The organism is Actinosynnema sp. NPDC023587, from assembly GCF_040640215.1.
In the GTDB taxonomy this organism is placed as follows: Bacteria; Actinomycetota; Actinomycetes; order Mycobacteriales; family Pseudonocardiaceae; genus Actinosynnema.
Genome location: NZ_JBFABG010000035.1, coordinates 1 through 1,068, shown reverse-complemented (window position 1 = coordinate 1,068; position 1,068 = coordinate 1). Strand labels below are relative to the sequence as shown.

Below are 1,068 nucleotides of genomic sequence, written 5' to 3'. Positions count from 1 at the left end.
CGACCCCGGCAAGATCGGTGGTCAGGACGAGTTGTTCAAGCGTCCGAAGGTGGACGACATCGGTGAGATCGCGGTGGCGATCGAAGAGGGCTTCCACAACTACAACAACAACCTCGGCGCGACGAACAACTTCTCCAGCACCATCGCGCTGTCGAACGTGCAGCCTTCGCCGTACATCACCGACTTGGTCGAGGGCAAGTTCGTGATCAAGATCGACGGCGATCTGATGGAGTCGATCAAGGTCACCTCGGCGGAGCCGCAGGTCATCGAGTGGAAGGTGAACAAGGCGGCGGTGTGGTCGGACGGGAAGCCGATCGACTGCGACGACTTCCACCTCAAGTGGCTGGCGGCGACGAGCAAGGCCACGACCAAGGGCGAGGACGGGTCGGAGGCGTCGATCTTCGACACCTCGCCGACGGGGTATGAGAACATCGAGAAGCTGGAGTGCTCCGACGAGGACAAGACGATCACCACGTCGTTCTTCAAGGACAAGCCCTTCGCGGACTACCGGGCGTTGTTCTCGCAGGTGGGCAGTGACAGCCTGTTGCCGGCGCACGTGCTGGAGGAGAAGTCCGGTGTCTCCGACGTCACCAAGGTGACGCCGGCGCAGAACGACGAGACGGTCAAGAAGGTCGCGGAGTTCTACACCAAGGGCTGGTTGGGGTTCGACGCCTCGGTGGCGCTCTCGGGTGGTCCGTACCTGATCGAGTCCTCTGATCTGAAGGACCAGACGGTCCTGGTGCGCAACCCGAAGTGGTGGGGGGAGAAGCCCTCGGCGTCGAAGGTGGTGCTCAAGACCAACACCGACGCGCAGTCCGCGGCGCAGCAGTTGCAGAACAAGGAGGTCGTGGTCATCGCCCCGCAGGCGGACCCGGCCGTGGCGCAGCAGTTGCGCGGCGATTCCGCGTTCGAGGTCTACGCGGCCGGTGGGCAGACCTACGAGCACGTGGACTTCAACATGGCGCGTCCGCTGTTCAAGGACAACAAGGAACTGCGGTTGGCGATCGCGCAGTGCTTCGACCGTGAGGACCTGGTCGAGAAGCTGGTCAAGGACGTGGACCAGAACGC

1 protein-coding gene is annotated in these 1,068 nt (G+C 63.0%); it reads left to right on the top strand.

Translation table 11 applies throughout. The features are described from left to right. Positions 1 to 49: 49 nt before the first annotated feature. The coding region (locus AB0G01_RS35290; protein ID WP_360955331.1) for an ABC transporter substrate-binding protein at positions 50 to 1,068 on the top strand (1,019 nt) is incomplete at its 3' end.